Genomic DNA, 23143 nt, shown 5'->3' with positions numbered 1-23143 from the left:
ATGAGGATCTCCGCACCGAAGCCGATCGGTCGGGTCTGTCAAGACGCGAAGCGTCGCACCGGATCGAGGCGCCGGAGGAAGGGCTCGGGCGGGACCAGAACCCAACCGGGAAAGGGGGCGTCCAAAGAACCGGCGATCAGGCACGGCGGCTGATCACGCGTGACATCGACCAGGATCAGGCGATCGCGTCCGACCAGGCCAGCGGGATCCATCAGAAGGGACTCCAGCGCCCAGCGGCCCAAATCCGGCAGCGAGCTCCGATCGAGAGCCGGCCGCGATCCCAGCCTATCGAGCAGCCCAGCGAGGAGACTGCGCTTGTAGGCCACCTCGAAATAGGCATCGCGTGGCGCCTGCGGATCGTCCCTCGACCGCCGAATGCTCAGGTTAGCGCGCCGCACGAGATAGACGAACAGATCATGCAGGTCTCGCCAGGTGTGCCGCGGGACCGCACGCGCGGTCATGGCCGCATAGAGGATCTGCCGCCCAAGATAGCGAATCAGACGACGCTGGGTCCAGTCACGCCACCGCGAGCCTGCATCGGACGCCAGGAATCGCGGCCGGTCGAGATCCCTCAAGAGCCGCTGATGATTCAGCACCAACACCTGAAAGAGACGTTGCTCCAAGGTCAGCGTCGAGGCGCCGGGGGGGTCACCGACCCGTGCCTTCTGAGGTCTCGGCGTTCGCGCAATGACGCGGCGCACCAACGGCGTCAGGCGTTGCAGGATTTCGAAGCGCTGATCGGGCGCCAACGCCGACCGATCGAGGCGCTCCAGCTCGATCAGCAACCCGAGCAACAGGTCTTTCGTCCGCCACCCCGATAATCGATCGATGCGGCGGCTCGTCTCGCGGTAGGCCTCCGCCATCGCGGGGCTGTCCTCGGGCAGTTCGGGGCAGCGGGCCAAATCGACGATATAGTCGAGACGCGGTGTTGGCTTCATATCTCCGGATCCGTGACGGGATGCGCGACTCGAGACGATCTGGCCAAAGCGGCCCCATCGCCACGACCGAGCTCACGCACCAGGTACGGACCATCAGAGTCCGAATCTTCCGCCGTCGTCAACGGAAAACCGACCTCGCCCGGTAAGCAGTCGACGAGCGCGATGACGGAGCTCGCCGCCGTCAGAAACGCTGGCCCATCGTCAGGTAGGCGTGCTCCCGCTCTCCGACATAGACCTGCCGGGGACGAGCGATCCGGTTGTCTAGCTGTTGGTTCTGCTCCCACCAGTGTGCGATCCAGCCGGGCAGACGCCCGATCGCGAAGAACACCGTGAACATGTTCGTCGGTATGCCGATCGCACGCAGGATGATCCCGCTGTAAAAGTCGACGTTCGGATAGAGTTTGCGGTCGATGAAGTAGGGATCCTCCAGCGCGATCTCCTCGAGCCGCCGGGCGATGTCGAGCAACGGATCCTCGCGTCCGAGCCGCGTCAGCAATCCTTCGACGACCCGCCCCAGCATCTGGGCACGTGGATCGAAGTTCTTGTAGACACGGTGGCCAAAGCCCATCAGGCGCACCTGACTGTCGCGATCCTTCGCGAGCCGCACGTACTCTTCGGCGGTCAGATTGCCGGTGTGGATCTGCTCGAGCATCTGCATCACCTCGACATTGGCACCGCCATGCAAGGGTCCCCACAGCGCGCAGACCCCGGCAGCACAAGAGGCAAACAGGTTGGCCCGGCTCGATCCCACCATGCGCACCGTCGAGGTCGAGCAGTTCTGCTCATGATCGGCGTGCAGGATCAGCACCAGATTCAGCGCCTCGCAGACCGCCTCGTCGCAGTCCCACTGCCGATATGGGTGGGAGAACATCATGTGCAGCAGATTCGGCACATAGCGCAACTGCGGATCCGGGTAGATGTAGGGCAGACCGCGCGAGTGTCGATACGCATAGGCGGCGATCGTGCGAATCTTGCTGATCAGCCGGGCCGCGGCCATCCGGAACCGCTCGGGATCCTCGAGCTCGAAGAGTTCCGGATGAAAACACGACAGGGCGTTGATCATCGCCGACAGGATCGCCATCGGCGGTGCCGAGCGCGGGAACCCCTCGAAATGGTGCTTCATGCCCTCGTGCAGATCGGCATGCCGAGTCAGATCCGCGGCGAAACCACGGTACTCGTCGTGCGTCGGGAGACGACCGAAGATCAACAACCAGGCCGCCTCGACGAAGTTCGGTTGTTCGGCGAACTGCTCGATGGGAATGCCGCGATACCGCAGGATCCCTTGTTCCCCGTCGATGAAGGTGATCGCACTCTCGCAGCTCCCGGTGTTCCCATAGCCTGGATCGAGCGTGATCAGGCCGGTTTGGGACCGCAAAGCACGGATATCGATCGCCCGCTCGCCTTCGCTTCCCTCGACGATCGGAAACTCGTACTGCGCATCGCCCACGCTCAACGTAGCCTTCTCGGACATACCGGACCCTCGCTCGGTTTCGGCAAACGACAGAATCAGGGCGAAAGCTTACCGTGAAAAGCCGACCTGTGGGTCCTTCTGTTTACCGACACGGCGCTGGCTGCCACGGCGATTGTCGTGGACGCCCACCGTGCCGGATCTGGCAAACCCCGCAGGTCGGGAAAGCGCAGCACATCCCGACATCGGAGACTCGCGCCCGGTGCCGCTCGCCAGCTCACCGCACCGTGCTGCTCTCATACCCCGCCGAGGCGGTTCGCGTCGCGGCCACCGATGGCAGACACGAGCCGCTCGGCGCTGCCCGCGGCCATGGTCCACCCCAGGTGACCATGGCCGACATTGAGCCACAGGCCCGGCTTGGGGTTGGCGCCAACGATCGGCACGCCCGACGGCACGATGGGCCGGAGGCCCACCCAATCGCGTCGCCCGGGCGCCTCGGCGCATGCCCGCAGCCCCGGAAAAACATCGATCGCCTGCTCGAGGATCGCGCCGATCCGCGCCGGCGACGGGCTCGTGTCCCAGCCGGTGAACTCGGCCGACCCCGCGACCCGGATGCGGTCACCGAGCGGCGTCAGGACGAAGAACCAGCCATCGTTGAGGATGGTCATGGTCGGTGCCGCGGGCCACGCGTGTCGATCCATCGTGATCGACACCCCCTTCACCGGATAAATCGGTACCTCGACCCCGACGCCCCGCAAAAGCGTCCGGCTCCAGGGACCGAGGGCGACGACCAGGGCATCGGCCAGGATCGTGCCATGGTTGGTCACGGCGCCCACGACACGCCCACCCTCGATCAGGAGCCGCTCCACGGTTGTCCCGGTGCGCAGCCCGGCACCTTGCGCCTTCAGCCAATCCGCCAGCCGCCTGGTGAAGGTTTCGCAGCAGCCCGACTGATCGGCCTGGAAATGGATGGCGCCGACCACCGTGTCGCGCGCGGTGACCAACGCCGGCTCTACCGTTTCGGCCGCCAACCGATCGAGCACGCGAAAGCGCAGCCCATGCGCGGTCAACGGGGTGAGCTTAGCGACCAACCGATCGATCGCCGCTTGCGAGTGGCAAAGCTTCAGTGTGCCGCGGGTCAAGTGGTCGTAACTGATGCCGGTCTCCTTGCGGATGCGATCGAGCGCGGCCACGCTCTCCACGGCGAGCGCGAGGTTGGCATGCAGGTTGCGCTCGAAGCGGGCCGGCGTGGCTTCCCGCAGGAACGCGGCGCCCCAACGCCACAGCCCAGGCAGCGCCTTCAAGCGCAACACCATCGGGGTGTCCTGGCGGCCGAGCGAGCGCAGCAGCTTGAGCCAGACAGCCGGCTCCGACCACGGCCCTGCCTCGCTGGTGTGGATGACACCGCCATTACCCCAGCTCGTTTCCTGGCCAGGTGTATCGTTGCGCTCGATCAGGGTGACCTCGTGCCCCGCGCGATGCAGCGCGTAGGCACTGGTCACGCCGATCACCCCTGCCCCCAACACCAAGACCCGCATCGTCTCCTCCGCTACGACCCGCGACCCTGCTTCAACAATGCGGGCGCGAAGGCGCTTTACCAAAGCAGCCGCGACCATGGGGGCACGGTCTTTGTTGACCGGCCCCGCGGTTCGACGAGGCGAGAGGCGAGGTCTCGAATCTGGGCGCGTGGCCGAGGGCGGTTGGGCCTTGCTAGACTCTCGGGTGAGGTTCGTTTCTAGGCCGGCCCCGATCGGCTCCACGCCATTCGCAAGAGGATGAAACCAATGGCTTTTGCCCTGTCTGACATGCGTTTGATCAGTACCGCCTTCGCCGATGGAGGGGCGATCCCGACCCGCTACACGGGAGAAGGCGAGGATGTCTCTCCGGGCCTGGCCTGGTCCCAGGCGCCGGATGGGACCCAGGCCTTCGCGGTCATCTGTCACGACCCGGATGCGCCCTTGCTCTCCGCGGGCGGCACCTACGGCTTCGTGCACTGGGTGCTGTACAACATCCCGAACTCCGTCAGCGAACTGCCGGAAGCGGTCAACGAATACACTGCGGGGCTGACGGACTTCGGTCGGAGCGGTTACGGCGGTCCAATGCCGCCGGAGGGGCACGGCGTGCATCGATACTATTTCTGGATCCTGGCCCTGAACGAGGATCTGCAGTTGCCGCCGGATCTGACCCTGTGGCAGTTGCTGGAGAAGGTCGAACCGGTGGTGATCGGAATGAACCGCCTGGTGGGGACTTACCGACGCGGCTGAGCGCCGCGCGAAAGGACGCCGGCCTCGTTCGTGACCTCGGTTGGAGGGGCACTGAGCGCAGAACGCCGCGAGGCGCGCGTGACACCGCCGAGCGGGCGTCACGAGTCCGCGAGGGTTCGGGTGGCCGGTCTTATGATCGCGGCCAGACCTCCGCCAGCGAGAGGCGGCCGTTCGGCTGGCCTGCCACCGCCTGTGGTGCGAGGGAAACCATGTCCGAGCCGATCATGCCGGCCGAACTCGCCGATCTGATCAAGCACTGGGGCCGGGAGCTGGGCTTCCAACAGATCGGCATCGCCGACCTGGACCTGGCTGAAGCCGAGAAGCGGCTTACGCACTGGCTGGCGTCGGGTTATCAGGGGGAGATGGGGTACATGGCCCGCCATGGTACCCGCCGCAGCCGACCCGCGGAGCTCGTCCCCGGCACCCGCCGGGTGATCTCCGCGCGGATGGAGTACCTTCCCGAGCGGCAAGAGGACATGCAGCACGCCATTCGGGATCCGGCGCGGGCCTTCGTCTCCCGCTATGCGCTCGGCCGTGACTACCATAAGCTGCTGCGCCGCCGGCTTCAGCGACTCGCGGATCGGATCCAGGACCGGATCGGTCCATTCGGCTACCGCGTGTTCGTCGATTCGGCCCCTGTGATGGAGAAACCGCTCGCGGCCAAGGCCGGCCTGGGCTGGATCGGCAAACACACGAATCTGATCAATCCCCGAGCCGGTTCCTGGTTCTTCCTCGGCGAGATCTACACGGACCTGCCGCTCCCGGTCGATGAGCCGGCCGTGGATCACTGCGGCCGCTGCCGGGCCTGTATCGACATCTGCCCCACCGGTGCGATCGTAGCGCCCTACCAGCTCGATGCCCGCTTGTGTATCAGCTACCTGACGATCGAACTGAATGGCCCGATCCCGGAGACCCTGCGCCTGCTGATCGGCAATCGGATCTATGGCTGCGATGATTGCCAACTGGCCTGCCCGTGGAATCGGTTCGCCCGCCTGACCAAGGAGCCGGGCTTTCAGCCGCGCGCGGGTCTCGACAGCGCGACCCTGATCGCGCTCTTCGCCTGGGACGAAGCGACCTTTCTCAGCACCACCGAAGGCACCGCGATCCGCCGTATCGGCTATCGACGCTGGCTGCGCAACCTGGCCGTAGCGCTCGGCAACAGCCACGCGACGACGGCCGTACGCGCGGCCCTGAGCGCTCGCGCCGCGGACCCCGACCCACTGATTCGAGAGCATGTACAGTGGGCGCTGGGCCGGTCTGATCAATACTGAAGCAGGTGGGCTCGATAATGACGAAGCTCGGCGATCGATTCCTTGATGTCATCGAGCGCCAGATGCCGCGATTCCTTCTTGAAGGCTTCGGCGACCTCCGGAGCCCACCGCTGGGCCAAGATCTTCAGCGTGCTGACATCGAGATTGCGATAGTGAAAGAAGGCTTCCAGGCGCGGCATCGCGCGAGCGAGGAACCGGCGATCCTGGCAGATGCTGTTGCCGCACATCGGCGATTGGCCCGCCGGGACATGGGCCGCAATGAAGGCGAGCGTCGCTTGCTCGGCCTCCGCGACGTCCCAACGGCTTTCACGAACCCGATCGAGCAGACCGGACGCGCCATGGTGGTGCCGGTTCCATTCGTCGAGGCCGGCGAGGACGTGTTCGGGCCGGTGAATCGCGATCGCCGGCCCCTCGGCGATCGCGTTGAGTTCGCTGTCGGTGATCAAGGTCGCGATCTCGAGGATGCAGTCGCGATCCGGGTCCAGGCCCGTCATCTCCAAATCGATCCAGATCAGGTGGTCTTCATTCGGTTGCACGTCCGTGATCTCGCGTGGCCGCCAGGGAAGCCTCGATTGTAGCCTGGAACACGAGTCGGGCGGCACCTGGCCTCCCCAGGGCTCCCTTGGCCCCCCTGCCCTGCCCTGCGCAGGCCTAGTCGCGGGCTCGGCTACAGATGGGCGACGGCGAGACGCCGCAGCGTCGCGCGCCGTTTGATGTAGTGCTGGTCCATCCGGTCGATGATGCCGCTCAGGAATCGAACCGTCTCGACGATGTTCGGTCCCTTGTTCAACATCGCGCACTCGGCCTGGATGCTCAAGGCCGCATCCGAGACCTCGGCCCGCGACGGGGCGCCCTTCTTGGCCAGTCCCTCGAGGATCTGCGTCGCCCAAATCACCGGGATATGGGCCGCCTCGCACAGCCACAGGATCTCCTGCTGCACCTCCGACAAACGCTCGAAACCGACCTCGACGGCCAGATCGCCGCGCGCGATCATGACGCCGACCGGCGGGGACTGGAGGCTCGTCAACAGGATCCGCGGCAAGTTCTCGAAGGCCTGGCGGTTCTCGATCTTGAGGACCACACCGAGATGATTCGCACCCAGCCGAGAGAGCGCATCGTGCAATCGCGCGACGTCATCGGGTCCGCGCAGGAACGACAGGGCCACCATGTCGGCCCATTGGACGACCTGTTGGAGATCCTCGAGGTCTTTGGCGGTCAGCGCTGGGGTCGTGAGCGGCGTATCTGGAAAATTGATGCCCTTCTCCGCCCGCAGCTTCGCACCCTCCGGCGGGGTGTGCGTGATCTCGACCAGAATCTCGTCCGGACCGCCGCCTTTGACGATCCCGGCGATCTTGCCATCGTCGAACCAAACCCGCTGCCCGGCCTTGGCCTGCTCGAAGACGTCGGCCAAGGTGCAATGGATCCGGGCCGGTGCGATCGTATGGCTTTCGAAGTCGACACAGGCCGGCCGACCGGGCTCGTCTTCGCGGGTCAGGATCAGCTGGTCGCCCGGCACCAACGGGATCGGCGCGTGGATCTCGGGCACATCGACGACCCGCCCCTCGGCGATCGGAAGCCCGTTCCGCGTGGCCGTCACCGGGGTCTCCTCCTCGACATAGGCGGTCCGATCGAGTTCGGCGATGAGCCAGCCTTCCGCGGCCGCGACGACGCTCATCTTGTGCGTCTGCCCCCGGGTATCGGTGAAGTGCAGCCGATCGCCTTCGGCACAGCGACCGACGACATCCCCCTCGAGCCGCAATATCCTCTCGACGCCCGGCGGCGGCACGTCGGCCGTCGCCGGCAGAAGCGCGACCCGGGCCGGGGCCGACACCCGGCCGAAATGGTCGCGCCGCGGGGCGATCCGCACGACACGACCGCTCGATGCGATGCGGCCGGTGCGCAGCTTAGGGCCAGCCAGATCGGCCTGAACCCGGCAACTGCGACCCACGACCCGCTCGGCTTCGCGCAGGTTTGCGACCATCGCCGCCCACTCCCGTGGCCCGTCGTGGGCACAGTTGATCCGCATCACATCCATGCCGGCCCGTAACAGGTCCTGGAGCAGTCGGCCATCGGCCGCCGCCTCGCTGGGCATGGTCACCATGATCCTCACGAACCGCGGCCCCGGCTCGGGCCCCAGCAGCGCGCGCGTGTGATCGCGCAGCAATAAAGGACCGTTCCGGAAATCGACGGCCGCCTCCGGTACCTCCTCGACCCCATCGGCCGAAACGCCGCTCAGCCGCTCCAACTGGCCGATGACGGCGTTGAGACTCGCCATCACATGAGGCTCGAGGACCCCCAGAGACGACAGTCCCAAGGACGCGAGATCCTGTTGCAAGCCGCGGATATCCTGTTGACGGACGCCAAGATAGTGGAGGAAGTTGTTGGCGCTGCGACGGTGGCTCGGCTCGATCACCGCCAGCTCGCCAGCGTAAGCCTGTTCGATGCGCAAGGCCTCGTCACGCAGTCGCGTGAGTTGCGCCAACAGTCGGTCGAGTTGACGTGGTGCCGCGGTATTACTCATGAAAACGTCGTGCTTCGACGGCGAGGCCTTGAAGCCGCTGCTGCTGGCGAACCCGTCATCGATGGCTGTAGCCGTGTTCGCATGGTCCTGTCCCGACACCTCTTCGCTGCCCCCTGGCCGATTCGACGGCGAGACATCTCGCGCCGACGCGCACGTTCGATCGCGCAAGATCGACAGCATAAGGCAGGATTGTTACCGTCCCGCGACAAGGGTCGCTCCCGCTACGCCCTGAACCGCGTGGGCCGCGCTGTCACGTTCCTCGCGCCCGGTCCTGTCGCAGCCGGATCGCTCGAGCCTTCGCGCCACACGCGGCTTCACCTAGCCTCGTCAGGGTTGTAGCCGAAGGCTTCGGCATCCAGTTTGCGCGAATGACCGATCCGGTATCGAACAGGGCGCGAGGAGCCCTCGACATGAATCACATATCGACGAGCACTGGGCGAGCCGTTCCGAGCACGCGGTTGCACCGGCTCTGGCACTTGGGGCTTGCGACCAGCGACCTGGCCAGCGGCGTCGGGATGCGTGGTCTGATCGAACTCGCCCGCGCCCGAGGCGACGAGCCCAGCCGCATCCGCTTGAACCCTCGAGCGACCCGTCGCTTCACGGACCGTCTGGCGCGGATGCGCGGCGCCGCGATGAAGGTCGGACAACTGATGTCGATGGATGGCTCCGATGTGTTCACGCCGGAAGCCGCCGAGATCATGGCGACGCTTCGGGACCGTGCCGAGCCCATGCCGATGAGCCAACTCGTCAGGGTGCTCGACGCCGAACTGGGTCGCGACTGGAACCACCGTTTCAAACGCTTCGAGTTCACGCCGATCGCCGCGGCCTCGATCGGGCAGGTCCATCGCGCGGAGACTCACGATGGGCAAGGGGTCGCGCTGAAGATTCAGTTCCCCGGGGTGCGCGACAGCATCGACAGCGATCTCGACAACCTCGCGGCCATCAGTCGGACCCTCGGCTTCGTTCCGCGCGGTATGGATATCGGCCCCTTGCTCGACGAGGCCCGCCGGCAACTGCACCAGGAGGCCGACTATTCCGCCGAGGCCGCTTCGCTCGAGGCCTTCGGGCGGCTGATCGGTGACGACCCGGATTTTGCGGTGCCGCGGGTTCATACCGAGCTCTCGACCTCGCGCGTGCTGGCGATGAGCTTCGCCGACGGCGTTCCGGTCGATCGTCTGGCCGATCCGCATTACACGCGCGCCGACCGGGACCGCGTCGCCACGCTGCTGAGCCGCTTGGCGTTGCGCGAACTCTTCGAATTCGGCCTGATGCAGACGGATCCGGACTTCGGCAACTTCCTGTACGATCCGGCCTCCGGGCGGATCGCCCTGCTCGATTTTGGCGCTGTCCAGCGGATTTCACCCGAGCTGGTCGATCACTACCGGCGCATCGGGCGAGCCGGCCTCGCCGACGATATCGAAGGCCTGCGCGACGGGGCCGTGGCACTCGCCTATATCGGGCACGAGGATTCACCCGAGCAGGTGGCACCGCTGCTCGAATTGATCCGGTTGTCGGGCGAGATACTACGCCACGACGGCCCCTATGACTTCGGCGCCTCGACGCTGTTCGAGCGCGTTCTGCTTCGCGGCCGTGATCTCTACTACGAGAACGCCTTCCGGCGGCTCCCGGATCCAGCGACGCTATTTCTGCATCGTAAGTTCGTCGGCATCCTGATGCTGTGCCGGCGCCTGCGCGCCCGCGTCGACCTGCGCGGCCTGATGAGCGAGTTCCTAGACTGACCGACGGGAACCGGCCCCGTCCGTCATAGGCGACGGCTCAGCGCCGTACTCAGGCCGACGGTTATCGCCGGTCTGACTCGCCACCATGGCCTGGCGGTGGGGGAATGGCGCGGCCTTTGCTTATGGGCCTTTGCGCAACGACCGAAGCCCCGTGCCCGCACCGATATGTGCCGGAATTCCGCCGATCTCGATCCCCGGCACGGGGTTTCGGTTTGTCGCCGTCCTTGCAAGCCAGGGGCCTTTGTCGCTCCTACGACATCCATTCGCCATCCCAAGGATCCCAGCCGTGCCGAGTTCCGCCGTACAGATCGACCGCTATGTCAGCTTCGCGGGCAACGAATGCGACGAGTGCGCGCGACGTCTCGTCGCGGCGATTCACGCCAGCCTCGGGCGCCTCGACGAGAGGTCTGCGTGGCATGACTACTTCAGGAAGAAGCTAGCCGAGATCGAACACCGCGGCCAGGATGAGCTGTACTTCGTCGGCAGCCAGGTCAACAGCCTGCGCGAACTGTTCGAGCAGACGGCCAACGACACAGCACTGCGGTTGCTCGAGCGCGTCGAGCACGAGTGCTGTTGATGATCTAGACGACGGACGAAGACCGCAGGGGCCGGTCTTCGGCACCATTCCCCCGAACAGCGCTATTCTTCCTCGCCCCAGGATTCGAGCTCCAACTCGAACTCATCGGGCGGCGGGTTGCCATCATGGACGAGGTAGCGACGCCGCTGCAAATAGGCATCACGCAGGAAGCCATAGGGATCCATGACCGCGGCTTCGTCGAACACCGCTTCGGCCGATAACAGGTCGGCGCGGGCGTCGACGACGCGCAGCCCGACGGCGCCCCAGAGCACTTCGCGTTCCCGAATACTGAAGAATGGGTCGACGGCGATATCGCCGCCCAACCCGATCGTGTCCCGGACGCTGCTCGGACCGAGCAGCGGCAGCATCACGAAAGGTCCGGAACTGTAGCCCCAATAGCCGAGCGTCTGCCCGAAGTCCTCCTTGTAACTCGGGATCCCGATGTTGCTGGCGACATCGATGAAGCCGAGGAGACCAACGGTGCTGTTCACCGCGATGCGCCCGACATCGCTGCTCGCACGGGTCAGCTTGAATTGGAGCAGGTTGTTGACCGCCGACCGGATATCGGCGATGTTGGCGAAGAAATTGGTAATGCCCCGATCGACCGGCTCCGGGGTCACCGCCTGGTATCCCTTCGCGATCGGTTTCAAAAAGGCATTGTCGAAGTCGGTATTGAACCGATAGACACCCCGGTTGAAGGGCTCCCAGGGATCACGCGGGTCCCGCAGCTCCGGCGGGATCGTCGCGCAGCCGGACGCGGCCAACAAGGTTAACAGACTGCACAGGCCAATGGAGACACCCGCTTTCATGCTCGATCCTTATAGATTGATCGCCCAGCCATGCTGTCAAGACGGCGATGTTAGGCGATTGCCGAAGAAAAACCTACCGGATGACGCCGAAAACTCGCTCATCGTCAACGAGCGGTCGCAAGAGCACAGCTCAGCTGGGTGACGGCCGTCACGATACGGAAGGCGGGCGAAAAGGCGAGTCAGACGGTGTGTTTAGCGACAGGCCTCGCCATGGTACGGGGTGCCGATCGAACGCGGTCGAGGTGGCGTCCACCCGCGCCAACCTTTATCCTCCCGTGATGAAAAACGAGGACGACGACAGCCCCCTGATGGCCCGGCGCTTCCGTGGGTTTCTGCCCGTGGTCGTCGACGTGGAGACGGCCGGTTTCGATCCGCAGCGCCATGCCCTGCTCGAGATCGCCGCCGTGATCGTGCGGATGGACGGCGAAGGACGGGTCACGCCTTCGCCGACGATCGCTTGCCATGTCCTGCCCTTTCTCGGCGCCGAGATCGACCAGCGGGCGCTGGCCTTCAACGGGATCGATCCGCACCACCCGTTCCGCGACGCGATCGCCGAGCGAGACGCGCTGAACCGGATCCTGGTCCCGATCCGCAAAGCCGTGAAGAAGGCCGGCTGCAACCGGGCGATCCTCGTCGGCCACAATGCCGCCTTCGACCTGAGCTTCATCAAGGCGGCGGTCGAACGAACCGGCTTCAAGCGCAACCCGTTTCATTCGTTCAGTGTGTTCGACACGGTCAGCCTCGCCGGTCTCGTCTACGGTCAGACGGTGCTGGCGAAGGCCGCGCTGGCCGCTGGTCTCGGGTGGGACAACAGCCTGGCCCATGGCGCCGTCTACGACGCCGAACAGACAGCACGCCTGTTCTGCGGGATCGTCAACCGCTGGCAGGCGCTCGACCCGCTGCGCCAGTGGCAATCCAGCGAAGACCCGGTCACGGCTGCCGCGAACTGACGGAGGTCGCGTCGGTATCGTCGCGTGCGGCCGAGCACGGCAGGAGCCGGGGGAACGATGAGCTCCTGCGCCGAGCAGCCGGGACAGGATTCGCTACCGGCCATCGGGGAACCACTAGGCGTTGGGGTCAGTCCCGTCAGTTCTCGATACGGCGGTCTCGACCATCCTTTTGAGCTCGCCGCTCTCGTAGAGCTCGACCGTGATGTCGCAACCGCCGACCAACTCGCCGGCGATATAGATCTGCGGAAAGGTCGGCCAGTCGGCATAGCGCGGCAGGTTTTCGAAGATGTCGGGATCCTGCAGGACATTGACGTATGCAAAGGGCACCCCGCAATCCCGCAGCGCGGCCGAGGCCCGCATCGAAAAGCCGCACTGCGGGAACTCCGGAGTCCCTTTCATGTAGATCACGACCGGGTTGTTCTTGACCTGCTGGTCGATCCGCTCCAGGACATCCATCGGCTACCTCGTCTGAGACTGGCTGGGAAAGTGGCCTTGGATCTCGGGACGCCAACCCGTTTTTCAAGGGATTTCGCGCAGCGGATCGACGTGGCGCTGCAGCCAGAGCTCGAGCAGGGACAGGTGCCACAGCTTGTTGCCGAGGATCCGGGTGTGATGCCGATCCGGTGCCGCGAGCAGTTCCTCGAGATAGGGGCGCTGGTACAGACCACGCTCGCGGCAGGCCCGCGAGTCGAGCAGATCGCGCATCATCGCGAGAAAATCGCCGCGCACGTATTTCAGCGCCGGCATCGGGAAGTAGCTCTTCGGCCGATCGATGACGGCGTCCGGCAGGCGGCCGCGGGCCATGACCTTGAGCGGGTACTTGCCCCCGTCGCGAAGCTTCAGCGCCGGCGGACAGCGCGCCGCCACCTCGACCAGGCGGTGGTCGAGGAAGGGCGCGCGCGCCTCGAGCCCCCAGGCCATCGTCATGTTGTCGACGCGCTTGACCGGATCATCGACGATCAGCGTCGTCACATCGAGACGCAGCACGGCATCGAGGAATTCATCGGCGCCCGGCTCGGCGAGGCGTTCGGCGATCAGCGCCGAACTGTGGTCGTCCCCGGCCAGGGCCGGATCGATCAAACGCCGGTACTCGTCATGGTCGCGGTCGAAGTAGTGGCGGCGAAAGCGCTCGAGCGGTGTGCCCTCGGTCTCGGCCTGCATCCGCGGATACCAGAAGTAGCCGCCGAAGACCTCATCGGCGCCCTGCCCGGACTGGACCACTTTGATCTCGCGCGAGACTTGCTCGCCGAGCAAGTAAAAGGCGACCGCATCCTGACCGAACATCGGCTCGGCCATCGCGTCGACGGCCTCCGGCAGACGCCGCAGCACTTGGGCATTCGGCACCAGGAAACGATGATGGCGCGTACGGTAGCGGGCGACGACCTGATCCGAGTAATGAAACTCGCTGCCGGCCTCCTCCGGTGTGTCTTCGAAGCCGACCGAAAAGGTGTGCAGATCCCCGACCCCGGCCTCGGCCAACAGCGCGACCAACAGACTGGAATCGAGCCCGCCGGACAGGAGCACGCCGACCGGCACGTCGGCGATCGCGTTGTGGCTCTGCACCGCCGCACGCAGCGCCTCGTCGATCGCCTCCAGCCACTCGCCCTCGCTCGGCTCCGGGACCGGACGGGTCGCGTCCAGCGACCAGTAGCGCCCTTCGCTGTAACGCCCGTCGGTCTCGACGCGCAGCCAATGGCCAGGCGCGAGCTTGCGCACCCCGGTCAGGATGGTCCGGGGTGCCGGAACGACGGCATGGAGCGTAAACAGGTGATGAAGCGCGACCGGATCGAGGCGGGTGTCGACCCCACCGGCCACCAACAGGGCCTGCGGCGAGGACGCGAAGCGAAACCGGCGGCGATCCTGCGTCCAGTACAGGGGTTTGATGCCGAACCGATCCCGCGCCAGGAACAGACACCGCCGGTTCAGATCCCAGACGGCGAACGCGAACATGCCTTGCAGACGGGTCGGGCTCGCCTCGCCCCACGCATGCCAGGCCTTCAAGATGACCTCGCCGTCACCATCGGAGAAGAAACGATAGCCCCGCGCGATCAGCTCGCGCCGCAGCTCGTGATAGTTGTAGATGGTCCCGTTGAAGACCAGCGCCAGCCCGAGCTCGCTGTCCACGATCGGCTGGTTCGAGCGCACCGACAGATCGATGACGGCCAGGCGTCGATGACCCAGCCCGAGGACACCGTCGCTGTAGCTGCCGGCGTGATCGGGACCGCGCGGCAACAGTTCGTCCATCATCCGGGCGATCGCCGCCAGATCCGCCGGGCCCTCGTCGTGACGCAACTCTCCAGCAATGCCGCACATGATCAAGACTCCATCGGGACGCCGCGACCGGCGTCGCCCCATCCGCCGCCGCCGGGCGTCTCGATCCGCAGGCGAGCGCCCGGCGCCACTTGGAGGGCGACCTTGGCGGGAAGGGGCTGCCCATCGAGCCAATTCCGCCCGACGGCGCCGGCGCCACCGCCGACCAGCCCCCAGGGACCGTGGCAGCGCCGTTCGGTCAACAGGGTCACCTCGGCCGGGGCCAGAAACTCGAACTCGCGGACCAGGCCATCGCCACCAGGTCGACGCCCGGCACCACCCGATCCACGACGAACACCGTAAGCCGTGACGCGCAACGGGAAGCGCGTTTCCAACACCTCGACCGGCGTGTTCAGCGTGTTGGTCATGTGGGTTTGGACGCCGGACCAACCCCCGCCTTCGGCTCCCGACCCCATTCCGCCGCCGAGCGTCTCATAGTAGTCCCAGCCCGCCGCGGGGTCCGCCGAGCCCATCGCGAGGTTGTTCATCGTACCCTGGCTGGCCGCCGGGATCCGCTCCGGGATGGCTTGGGCGAGCGCGCCCAGTACCAGGTCGACGACCCGATTGCTGGTCTCGACGTTGCCCGCCGCGACGGCGGCCGGGAAGCGGGCGTTGAGCAGGCTGCCGGGCGGCGCGGACAATCGGATCGGCCGAAAGGCGCCGGCGCAGGCCGGCGTCTGTGCCGGCATCAGACAGCGAAACGCGTAGTAGACGGCCGCCGCGGTCACCGACAACGGACAGTTGATGTTGCCGGGGACCTGCGCGGCGGTCCCGGTGAAATCGGCCGAGACCCGATCCCCGGCGATCTCGAGCGCCACCTCGAGCCGGATGTCGGTTTGGCCTTGGCCATCGTCATCCATCACATCGACGAACCGATAGATCCCATCCGGCAGGGCGCCGATGAGCTGGCGCGCCAGGCGTTCCGCGTAGGCATCGAGCTCGCCCAGACCGGCCTGGAACACGGCGACGCCTTGTCGCTCGACCCATTCTCGAAGGCGAGCCACACCGCAACGGTTGGCGCTGACCTGGGCCATGAAGTCGCCCTGGGCATCGGTCGGGTTGCGCATCGCGCCGATCAGCCTGGCGAGGTGTTCCTGATCCAGGGTCCCCGCGCGGATCAGGTGGCTCGGTGGGATCACCAGCCCCTCGTCGTGCAGCGTCCGCGAGACCGGCATCGAGCCCGGGGCCGTCGCACCGATATCGGCATGGTGGGCGCGATTGACGACGAACGCGACCCGCTCGCTGGCGACGAAGACCGGCGCGATCAGCGTCACATCGGGCAGATGGGTGCCACCGAGATAGGGGTCGTTGACGATCACCATGTCCCCCGGGGTCCAGTCCTGGCCTGCGACCAGATCCGCCATCGCGAAGGCCATGCTGCCCAAGTGGACCGGGATATGGGCCGCCTGCGCGCATAGCCCGCCGTTGGCATCGAAGACGGCGCACGAGAAATCGAGACGGTCACGGATATTGGTCGAGAAGGCGGCATTGCGCAGCACGACGCCCATCTCGTCGCAGACGGCTGCCAGCCGGCTGCTGAAGAGACTGAGTTCGATCGGATTCATCGCCATCTGGATCTCGCCGCCCGCAAGGGGCCGTCGGGGAACGGGCTGTCGATGGTCACCGATTCCGGGCACCCTTGCCAATCCCCCTGCGAGGCAATTTCGGTCGCCTTTCTCAGCATCTGACTTGTCTTGACGCCCGCCTGCGATGTCGCACGAGCGGTCACGGAGTGGGTTAAGCCGCCGCCAGCCCGCCTTGCTTCGCGCTTCCGCAACCCGTCATCACGACGGGTCGGAGGCACACCTGCTTCGACGCGGTGCGCGCGATGCGATTGAGGTTCGGCGCTTCGGGCCTATGTTGGGGAACACAGAACACCCATCAGAAGAGGAGAGTCCTGCGATGCCCCACGAACTGCCGGCCCTGCCCTATGCACAAGATGCGTTGGAGCCCGTGATCTCGCGCGAGACGATCGAGTTCCACTACGGGAAACATCATCAGACCTATGTGACGAATCTGAACAACCTGATCCCCGGCACCGAGTTCGAGTCGATGCCACTCGAAGAGATCGTCAGGAAGGCTGGCGGCGGCATCTTCAACAACGCCGCCCAGGTCTGGAACCATACCTTTTACTGGCACTGTCTGAGTCCGAACGGCGGCGGCGAGCCGACAGGCGAGCTGGCGATCGCGATCGACCGCGCGTTCGGCTCCTTCGCCGAATTCAAGAAGCAGTTCAGTCAGTCGGCCGCGACCAACTTCGGTTCCGGCTGGACCTGGCTCGTCAAGAACGACGATGGCAGCGTCGCGATCATGAATACCTCCAATGCCGACTCACCGCTGACCAGCGGCAGGAAGCCATTGCTGACGATCGATGTATGGGAACACGCCTACTACATCGATTACCGCAACGCGCGTCCCAAGTATCTCGACGAGGTCTGGAAGTTGATCGACTGGGATTTCGTCGCGACCAACTACGCGACCTGATCGAGACCGGTCCGGCGAGACGGGCCGTTCGCGGCGCCGCGAACCCGAATCGATGCGCCCGACGATTCTGCTGGTCGACAACGGCTCGTCGCGGGCATCAGCCACACGAGACCTGCGGCGTCTGGCGAGTGCCCTGACCGAGCGGGTGGGCGTTACCGTCCACCCCGTCTCGCTGTTGCATGCCGACCGGACCCCAGCCGCCGAGCTCGATGGCGTGCCGGCCGACACCTTCGCACCCTTCCTCGCTCGGCGCCTCGCTGGCGGGGATCGCGACTTCTTCGTGATCCCGCTCTTCTTCGGCCAGAGCCGCGCCCTGACCCACTACATCCCGGAGTGCGTCAAGGACGCGGAAAACGAACATGGCGCCTTCAGGCTCCGCGCCGCACCGACGCTGTGCCCGCTGCCAGACGGCGAGCCGCGACTGCTGAGGATCCTGCTGGACAATATCGAGCGGGCCGCCCGCGAGACGGGGTGCCCACCGAAACGGGTCCTGCTCGTCGACCATGGCTCGCCGATTCCAGAGGTCAACGCGGTCCGGCGCTGGCTCGCCGCTGGCCTGCGCCGCGCGCTAGGGCCGGGCGCGAGAGTCGATGAAGCGGTCATGGAGCGGCGACCCGGGCCAGCCTATGACTTCAACGGGGAACGCCTCGACGAGGCCCTCGCGCGGCTCGCCTGCGAGGACCGGTCAGCGCCGATCTTCCTGTCACTGCTGTTCTTGTCGGCCGGTCGTCACGCGGGACCCGGCGGTGATATCGATGGGATGCGCCGAACCGCCGAACGCACCCAGTCTGGGCTCCGAATCGTGACCACGGAGCTGGTCGGGCAGCATCCGCTCCTGATCGATCTTCTGGCCGATCGAATCCGTGTCGACGCCGAGTTTTCCAGCGCACCTGAGCCAAATCAGGATTCCGTCAAGACGGGGTCGACATCGCCACCGGCCGTCTGTCGATGACGCGTTGAAAGTGCTATGTTCCACGTCGGCAGGCGAGAACGATGAAGAAGCGCGCGCCCCGAGAAGCCCGCTCGGTTCTCGCCTGCGCCAGAGTCCGATGCACGCCGGCGTCCCGATGTCTCCGGGACCACGAATACGCAAAGGCTGACATGGGAGCAAGCTACCGTGGATCTTGATCCGCTTCTGTTATCGCGAATCCAATTCGCCTTCGTCGTCTCCTTCCACGCCATCTTTCCGGTTTTTACGATCGGATTGGCCTCTTACATCGCGCTGCTCGAGGCGTTGCTGTATCGCACCGGCAATCCCGCCTACGAACAGTTATCCCGCTTCTGGACCAAGGTCTTCGCCGTGGTCTTCGGCATGGGCGTCGTATCCGGCATCGTCATGTCGTTCCAATTCGGCACCAATTGGAGCGTCTTCTCGTACGCGAGCGCGAATTTCCTGGGCCCGGTGCTCGCCTACGAGGTCGTAACGGCCTTCTTTCTCGAAGCGGTCTTCCTCGGGATCCTGCTGTTCGGTCGCGACAAGGTGCCACGGGGTACGCACCTGTTCGCCGCGTGCATGGTAGCACTCGGCACCTTCGTCTCGTCCTTCTGGATCCTGTCGGCCAACAGTTGGATGCAGACCCCGGCCGGCGTCGAACTGCGCGACGGCATCTTCTATCTGACGTCGTGGCGCGAGGCCATCTTCAATCCGTCGTTCGTGCCGCGGTTCTTCCACGTCGCGCTGGCATCCTTCCTGACCGGCGGCTTCGTCGTGGCGGGCGTATCGGCCTGGTATCTGTTGAACGGCCGCACGCCGGAAGCCTCGAAAAAGGCCTTGCAGATGTGCCTGGTGATGCTCGCGTTCGCCGCGCCCGCGCAACTCATCGTCGGCGATATTCATGGGCTCAATACCTTCGAGCATCAACCGGCGAAGGTCGCCGCGATGGAAGGAATTTGGGAGACCCAGGATGGGGCACCGCTGCTGCTGTTCGCGATCCCGAACCAGGCCGAGGAGCGCAACGCGTTCGAGATCGGCATTCCGAAACTCGCGAGTCTGATCCTGACCCACGAGATCGATGGCCGCGTGGAAGGGCTCAAAGAGTTCGCGCCGGAGGATCGCCCTTATATGCCGGTCGTCTTCTGGGGTTTCCGGATCATGGTCGGCATCGGGTTCGTCATGATCGTGATGGCCTTGTGGGGGGCCTGGCTGACCTGGCGCGGCCGCCTGGCCGAGTCCCGCCTGTTCCTGCGACTGACCGGCTTCATGGTCCCCTTCCCCTTCGTCGCGGTCCTCGCCGGCTGGTTCGTCACCGAGGTCGGCCGCCAACCCTGGCTGTCGTACGGCCTGATGCGCACCTCGGAGGGGCTGACACCTTCGCTGACGGGTGGCATGGCGCTGTTCACATTGATCGGGTTCATTGCGACCTACGCGGTGGTCTTTCTCGCCGGGCTTTATTACCTGGTCAAGATCATCCGCAAGGGTCCTGACACGGTGGACTTGTCCGAAAGACCGGCCGGGGCACACGCGAAGCGACCGCTGTCGGCCGTCGACGAGCCGCTCGATCGCACTACCACCACCGACGCCGCGAGGTAATCGACATGGAACTGATCGATCTGACGCTGATCTGGATCGCGATCATCGGCTTCGGGGTCTTCATGTATGTGCTGATGGACGGCTTCGACCTGGGAGTCGGGATCCTGTTCCCGTTCGTCGGCAACGACGAACACCGCGATGTGATGATGAACTCGGTCGCGCCGGTCTGGGACGGCAACGAGACCTGGCTGGTCCTCGGCGGCGCCGGCCTGTTGGCGGCCTTCCCGCTGATCTACGCGGTCTTCCTGCCGGCCCTCTACATCGGCGTCTTCCTGCTGCTCGCGGGGCTGATCTTCCGTGGCGTCGCCTTCGAGTTTCGCTTCAAGGCGAGCCGCAAGGGTCGCTGGCCGTGGAACTGGGCCTTCTTCTTCGGTTCGCTGGTCGCGTCCTTCGCACAGGGCGCCGTCGTCGGGGCCTACATCCAGGGTTTCGAGGTCGAGGGCTTCTCCTATGTCGGCGGACCGCTCGACTGGCTGACACCCTTCACGGTGATGACCGGCCTCGGCTTGGTGGCCGGATACTGTCTGCTCGGAGCCACGTGGCTGATCCTGAAGACCGAGGGCGAACTGCAGGACTGGGCCTACCGAGTCGCCCGCCGTCTCGTGCTCGCGGTCCTCGCGGTCTACGTCATCGTCAGCCTCTGGACGGCCTTCGGCCATCCGCATATCTGGGATCGCTGGCTGGCCAACGCGATGGTGCTGTGGATCTTCCCGACGCTGGCCGTGTTCGTCGGTCTGTGGCTGTGGCGAAGCCTGAACCGGCGCGAGGAAGGCACGCCCTTCCTCGCGACCATGATCCTGTTCGTGCTGGCCTTCGCGGGGCTCTTGATCAGCATGTGGCCCTATGCGGTCCCGCCGGAACACACCTTCTGGGACGCCGCTTCGTCGCCTGATTCACAGCTCTTCACGCTGATCGGCATCCTGTTCGTAATACCCATCATCCTCGCTTACACGGCCTGGACCTATTGGGTGTTCCGCGGCAAGGTGCGCGCCGACGAGGGGTACCACTGAGCAGGCCGCCAGCGCCCCCCGGGCCCACTGCCCGGGGGACCGAGATCCCTACCGCCGAGGCCCGCCAATGGCTGGATGCGCAGATCGGGCAGGAACGCTGGTCGCTGCGGCTGACCGCGACGGCCGGCCTCATCGCCGGGCTCCTCGTGATCCCGCAAGCCGGGCTGATCGCGTTCATTCTGGATCGCGCGATCGGCGACGGCATCGCCCCGGCGGCCCTCGGCGGGGCCTTTGCCGGACTCGCCGCCGTGATGATCGCGCGCGCGCTGCTCGGCTGGGTCCGGGAAACCCTCGGCCAGGCCGCCGCGCTGCGCATTCAGGGCCGCCTGCGCGATCACTGCTACGACCACCTGGCCCGGCTGGGTCCGGTGCGACTGGCCGACCGGCCAGCCGGCGAGCTCGCCGCCGCGGTCGTCGAACAGATCGAGGCCGTCGGGGCCTACTACGCGCGATATCGGCCGCAGCGCCTGATCGCCGTGCTGGTGCCGGTGGGTATCCTGCTCGCGACCCTGACCCAAGACTGGCTGGCGGCTCTGATCCTATTGTTCGCGGCCCCGCTGATTCCGCTCTTCATGATGCTGATCGGGTTCGGCGCCGAGCAGATCAGCCAGGCCCAGCAGGCCACGCTCGCGCGCCTGGGCGGTCATTTCCTCGATCGGCTCCAGGGCTTGACGACGCTACGGCTCCACAATGCCGAACATCGGGTCGTCGCCGAGGTGCGACGCGCGGCCGACGGTTACCGCGTCGGGACCATGAAGGTCCTGCGGGTCGCCTTCCTGTCCGCGGCCGTACTCGAATTCTTCAGCGCCGTTGCGATCGCGCTGCTCGCGATCTATATCGGCTTCGGCCTGCTCGGCTTTCTGACCTGGCGCCCGGCCACCGACCTGACCCTCTTCTCGGGTCTGTTCATCCTGCTGATGGCCCCCGATTTCTTTCAGCCGATACGGCAACTGGCACAGCATTATCATGACCGGGCCGGGGCGCTCGGCGCGGCGCAAGTCCTGCTGCCGTGGCTGCACCGGCCAGCGCCACCGCTCAACCCATCGCGGCCGTCGCGTCCGGCTGGACCGGGGGTCCGGGTCCGGTTCGATCATGTCGGCGTCCGTTTCGACGGAGGCACACGCATCGCACTGGACGACTTGAGCCTCGTCATCGAGCCGGGCGAGCGCCTGGTCCTCGTCGGTCCGAGCGGTGCCGGCAAGTCGACGATCCTGCACCTGCTCGCGGGCTTCGTGGAGCCGGACCGAGGCGCTGTTTCGATCGACGGCACCGCCCCCGACCCGGCACGCCAGGTCGCCTGGGTCGGTCAACGCCCGTATCTGTTCCCGGCGACGCTCGCCGACAACATCCGCCTCGCCGCACTCGCGGCCCCGCCGGAGGCCGTCGCGGCAGCGGCCAAGGCGGCCGGCGTCATGGGCTTCGCGACAAGCCTGCCGCATGGGCTCGACACGCCGATCGGCGAACGCGGCTTCGGGCTGTCCGGAGGCGAGGCCCAGCGGGTGGCGCTCGCCCGTGCCGCGCTCAAACAGGCACCACTGTGGCTGCTCGATGAACCGACGGCCGGCCTCGATGCCGAGACCGAGGCCGAGGTCATCGCGGCCCTGATGCAGGCCGCACCCACCGGCGCGACCATCTTGATTGCCAGTCACCACCCGCCGCTGCGCGCCTGGGCCGACCGGGTCGTCGAGGTCCGCGACGGGCGCGTCGTCGCGGATCGAAGGTCCACGCGATGAGCGACCTCTGGCGTTTCGTTCGCCTTGCGGTCCCGCGGCTGCCCTGGTTCGCCGCCGGGCTTGGGCTTGCGATCCTCGCGCTCGGCTCGGCGATCGGGCTGCTTGCGCTATCCGGCTGGTTCATCACCGCTTCGGCCCTCGCCGGGCTCGGCCTGATCATCGGACTCGATGTGTTCGGGCCGGCCGGGGGCATCCGCGCCTTCGCCGTGACCCGGACCCTGGCCCGCTACGGCGAGCGCCTGGTCAATCACGAGGCGGTGCTCAGGCACCTGGCCGATCTGCGCACCTGGCTGTTCGAGCGCCTGACGCCGCTCGATCCGGGGACCCTGGCCCGCTATCGCTCGGCCGATCTGCTCCAGCGCCTGGTCGGCGACATCGACACGCTCGACGGCCTGTTCCTGCGCGTCATCACGCCGACGCTGACCGGGTTCCTGGTCTTGCTCGCGGGTGCTGTATTCCTCGGTTGGCTAGCCCCGCCCACGGTCATCTGGATCCTGGTTCCGCTGCTGGTCGCCGGAACCCTGCTGCCGGCGCTCGCCATGCAGCTCGGACGGAAGGCCGGTCAGGAGCGCACACGCGCCGCCGCCGAGGTGCGCGAG

The 23143-nt window shown here is 66.1% G+C and carries 19 protein-coding genes and 1 pseudogene; 11 read left to right on the top strand and 9 right to left on the bottom strand.

The window, feature by feature from the left end; genetic code table 11:
* Nucleotides 1-38: 38 nt before the first annotated feature.
* The 3 genes from ABC977_RS16215 to ABC977_RS16205 form a co-directional block, all read right to left on the bottom strand.
* On the bottom strand, nt 39-938 hold the full coding sequence (locus ABC977_RS16215) for a cyclic-di-GMP receptor FimW-related protein (protein WP_369668321.1): 900 nt from the start codon (nt 936-938) through the stop codon (nt 39-41).
* 181 nt (nt 939-1119) lie between these two features.
* Entirely contained in the window at nt 1120-2409 is a 1290-nt protein-coding gene (locus ABC977_RS16210; protein WP_369668320.1) for a citrate synthase, read from the bottom strand.
* Between the two features lie 233 nt (nt 2410-2642).
* Entirely contained in the window at nt 2643-3962 is a 1320-nt protein-coding gene (locus ABC977_RS16205) for a D-amino acid dehydrogenase (RefSeq protein WP_369668319.1), read from the bottom strand.
* Between the two features lie 168 nt (nt 3963-4130).
* On the opposite strand from ABC977_RS16205, the gene ABC977_RS16200 reads away from it, so the two are divergent.
* The gene (locus ABC977_RS16200) at nt 4131-4610 is read left to right on the top strand and encodes a YbhB/YbcL family Raf kinase inhibitor-like protein (protein ID WP_369668318.1); all 480 of its coding nucleotides are present in this window, start codon (nt 4131-4133) and stop codon (nt 4608-4610) included.
* Between the two features lie 209 nt (nt 4611-4819).
* Nucleotides 4820-5881 (top strand): tRNA epoxyqueuosine(34) reductase QueG, encoded by a 1062-nt coding sequence (gene queG, locus ABC977_RS16195; protein WP_369668317.1) that lies wholly within the window; start codon nt 4820-4822, stop codon nt 5879-5881.
* On the opposite strand, the gene orn is transcribed toward queG, so the two are convergent.
* Nucleotides 5872-6417, bottom strand: a complete 546-nt coding sequence (orn, locus tag ABC977_RS16190; protein WP_369668316.1) for an oligoribonuclease — start codon at nt 6415-6417, stop codon at nt 5872-5874. The two genes, queG and orn, sit on opposite strands and share 10 nt — an antisense overlap.
* A 131-nt stretch (nt 6418-6548) precedes the next feature.
* Nucleotides 6549-8402, bottom strand: coding sequence for a pyruvate kinase (locus ABC977_RS16185; RefSeq protein ID WP_369668315.1), 1854 nt, complete (start codon nt 8400-8402; stop codon nt 6549-6551).
* A 410-nt stretch (nt 8403-8812) separates the two neighbouring features.
* On the opposite strand from ABC977_RS16185, the gene ABC977_RS16180 reads away from it, so the two are divergent.
* Entirely contained in the window at nt 8813-10141 is a 1329-nt protein-coding gene (locus ABC977_RS16180) for an ABC1 kinase family protein (protein ID WP_369668314.1), read from the top strand.
* A 286-nt stretch (nt 10142-10427) separates the two neighbouring features.
* Nucleotides 10428-10718 carry a N(2)-fixation sustaining protein CowN gene (gene cowN, locus ABC977_RS16175; protein ID WP_369668313.1) on the top strand — a complete coding sequence of 97 codons (291 nt, stop codon included), beginning with the start codon at nt 10428-10430 and terminating at the stop codon, nt 10716-10718.
* A 62-nt stretch (nt 10719-10780) separates the two neighbouring features.
* Here cowN and ABC977_RS16170 read toward each other — a convergent pair whose 3' ends face one another.
* Nucleotides 10781-11527, bottom strand: a complete 747-nt coding sequence (locus ABC977_RS16170) for an MlaA family lipoprotein (protein WP_369668312.1) — start codon at nt 11525-11527, stop codon at nt 10781-10783.
* A gap of 278 nt (nt 11528-11805) precedes the next feature.
* On the opposite strand from ABC977_RS16170, the gene rnt reads away from it, so the two are divergent.
* Nucleotides 11806-12477: a ribonuclease T gene (gene rnt, locus ABC977_RS16165; RefSeq protein ID WP_369668332.1), complete on the top strand. Its 672-nt coding sequence runs from the start codon at nt 11806-11808 to the stop codon at nt 12475-12477.
* A gap of 114 nt (nt 12478-12591) precedes the next feature.
* Here the strand turns inward: rnt and grxD are convergent, their stop codons facing one another.
* From grxD to ABC977_RS16150, 3 genes are all read right to left on the bottom strand, one after another.
* A complete protein-coding gene (gene grxD, locus ABC977_RS16160; RefSeq protein WP_369668311.1) occupies nt 12592-12933 on the bottom strand; it encodes a Grx4 family monothiol glutaredoxin in 342 nt (113 codons plus the stop codon).
* Between the two features lie 63 nt (nt 12934-12996).
* The gene (locus ABC977_RS16155) at nt 12997-14790 is read right to left on the bottom strand and encodes an N-acetylglutaminylglutamine amidotransferase (RefSeq protein ID WP_369668310.1); all 1794 of its coding nucleotides are present in this window, start codon (nt 14788-14790) and stop codon (nt 12997-12999) included.
* A gap of 2 nt (nt 14791-14792) precedes the next feature.
* The gene (locus tag ABC977_RS16150) at nt 14793-16352 is read right to left on the bottom strand and encodes a hydantoinase B/oxoprolinase family protein (protein WP_369668331.1); all 1560 of its coding nucleotides are present in this window, start codon (nt 16350-16352) and stop codon (nt 14793-14795) included.
* A 337-nt stretch (nt 16353-16689) separates the two neighbouring features.
* Between ABC977_RS16150 and sodB the strand changes: the two genes are divergently transcribed.
* The 6 genes and pseudogenes from sodB to ABC977_RS16120 all read left to right on the top strand — a co-directional run.
* Nucleotides 16690-17271 carry a superoxide dismutase [Fe] gene (gene sodB / locus ABC977_RS16145; RefSeq protein ID WP_369668309.1) on the top strand — a complete coding sequence of 194 codons (582 nt, stop codon included), beginning with the start codon at nt 16690-16692 and terminating at the stop codon, nt 17269-17271.
* 52 nt (nt 17272-17323) lie between these two features.
* Nucleotides 17324-18223, top strand: coding sequence for a sirohydrochlorin chelatase (locus ABC977_RS16140; protein ID WP_369668308.1), 900 nt, complete (start codon nt 17324-17326; stop codon nt 18221-18223).
* Nucleotides 18224-18388: 165 nt separating this feature from the next.
* Nucleotides 18389-19801 carry a cytochrome ubiquinol oxidase subunit I gene (locus ABC977_RS16135; RefSeq protein ID WP_369668307.1) on the top strand — a complete coding sequence of 471 codons (1413 nt, stop codon included), beginning with the start codon at nt 18389-18391 and terminating at the stop codon, nt 19799-19801.
* 5 nt (nt 19802-19806) lie between these two features.
* On the top strand, nt 19807-20811 hold the full coding sequence (cydB, locus tag ABC977_RS16130; RefSeq protein ID WP_369668306.1) for a cytochrome d ubiquinol oxidase subunit II: 1005 nt from the start codon (nt 19807-19809) through the stop codon (nt 20809-20811).
* Nucleotides 20766-22544, top strand: coding sequence for a thiol reductant ABC exporter subunit CydD (gene cydD / locus ABC977_RS16125; RefSeq protein ID WP_369668305.1), 1779 nt, complete (start codon nt 20766-20768; stop codon nt 22542-22544). Before cydB ends, cydD begins: the two co-directional genes overlap by 46 nt.
* Nucleotides 22541-23143 (top strand): annotated as a pseudogene (locus tag ABC977_RS16120) (thiol reductant ABC exporter subunit CydC); the annotation flags it as partial. The gene cydD and the pseudogene ABC977_RS16120, both read left to right, overlap by 4 nt.

The sequence above is a fragment of the Thioalkalicoccus limnaeus genome (genome assembly GCF_041197575.1).
Classification (GTDB): domain Bacteria; phylum Pseudomonadota; class Gammaproteobacteria; order Chromatiales; family Chromatiaceae; genus Thioalkalicoccus; species Thioalkalicoccus limnaeus.
Note: the sequence above shows the minus strand (reverse complement) of the source record. Positions and strands in the feature narration are given on the sequence as shown.

Excerpts from the sequence above, each read along its gene's own strand:
- ABC977_RS16215 (WP_369668321.1), bottom strand. The coding sequence starts at position 938 with ATGAAGCCAACACCGCGTCTCGACTATATCGTCGATTTGGCCCGCTGC.
- ABC977_RS16210 (WP_369668320.1), bottom strand. The coding sequence starts at position 2,409 with ATGTCCGAGAAGGCTACGTTGAGCGTGGGCGATGCGCAGTACGAGTTT.
- ABC977_RS16205 (WP_369668319.1), bottom strand. The coding sequence starts at position 3,962 with ATGGTCGCGGCTGCTTTGGTAAAGCGCCTTCGCGCCCGCATTGTTGAA.
- ABC977_RS16200 (WP_369668318.1), top strand. The coding sequence starts at position 4,131 with ATGGCTTTTGCCCTGTCTGACATGCGTTTGATCAGTACCGCCTTCGCC.
- queG (WP_369668317.1), top strand. The coding sequence starts at position 4,820 with ATGTCCGAGCCGATCATGCCGGCCGAACTCGCCGATCTGATCAAGCAC.
- ABC977_RS16185 (WP_369668315.1), bottom strand. The coding sequence starts at position 8,402 with ATGAGTAATACCGCGGCACCACGTCAACTCGACCGACTGTTGGCGCAA.
- ABC977_RS16180 (WP_369668314.1), top strand. The coding sequence starts at position 8,813 with ATGAATCACATATCGACGAGCACTGGGCGAGCCGTTCCGAGCACGCGG.
- ABC977_RS16170 (WP_369668312.1), bottom strand. The coding sequence starts at position 11,527 with ATGAAAGCGGGTGTCTCCATTGGCCTGTGCAGTCTGTTAACCTTGTTG.
- rnt (WP_369668332.1), top strand. The coding sequence starts at position 11,806 with ATGAAAAACGAGGACGACGACAGCCCCCTGATGGCCCGGCGCTTCCGT.
- grxD (WP_369668311.1), bottom strand. The coding sequence starts at position 12,933 with ATGGATGTCCTGGAGCGGATCGACCAGCAGGTCAAGAACAACCCGGTC.
- ABC977_RS16155 (WP_369668310.1), bottom strand. The coding sequence starts at position 14,790 with ATGTGCGGCATTGCTGGAGAGTTGCGTCACGACGAGGGCCCGGCGGAT.
- ABC977_RS16150 (WP_369668331.1), bottom strand. The coding sequence starts at position 16,352 with ATGAATCCGATCGAACTCAGTCTCTTCAGCAGCCGGCTGGCAGCCGTC.
- sodB (WP_369668309.1), top strand. The coding sequence starts at position 16,690 with ATGCCCCACGAACTGCCGGCCCTGCCCTATGCACAAGATGCGTTGGAG.
- ABC977_RS16140 (WP_369668308.1), top strand. The coding sequence starts at position 17,324 with ATGCGCCCGACGATTCTGCTGGTCGACAACGGCTCGTCGCGGGCATCA.
- cydB (WP_369668306.1), top strand. The coding sequence starts at position 19,807 with ATGGAACTGATCGATCTGACGCTGATCTGGATCGCGATCATCGGCTTC.